This is a genomic window from Frankia nepalensis (assembly GCF_016786325.1).
Taxonomy (GTDB): Bacteria; Actinomycetota; Actinomycetes; order Frankiales; family Frankiaceae; genus Pseudofrankia; species Pseudofrankia nepalensis.
This window is the reverse complement of record NZ_JADWYU010000024.1, coordinates 1-447: the sequence shown is the minus strand read 5'-3', so window position 1 is coordinate 447 and position 447 is coordinate 1.

The window sequence follows — 447 nt, the reverse complement described above, 5'->3', positions numbered from 1 at the left end:
GCCCTCACCACCGCCAGTGACCATCACCCCCAACCCGTCCGCCAAAACGCGACCCACCACTCGCGAATCAGCGGACAGGTCGGGAGGCCGCCCGCCGGGCCACGGCCCTGACCATCGCGGGTGACCATCACCCCCGACCTGTCCGCCAAAACGCGACCTACAGCTCGCGGATTGACGGACAAGTCAGCGCTCCGGCCCGAGCTCAACCCCGCCCACCACGGGCCGCCACCGTTCCCGGACCTGCCCGGCGGAACTCGCGGACTTGCCGGCGCAGCGCGGCCCATGGTTGGGATCTTGGTTGGTCCTGGCTCGGAGGCGGTTGGCGACGGGCGCTGACCCGACCGCTCGATGGCCGGCCGGTGGGAGCCAACTAGGGCGTGTATCTGGTTGTGATCATTGGGTGCTTTGTCCGAGTTCTCTGATCCAGATCATGGATGCGCGTAGCTG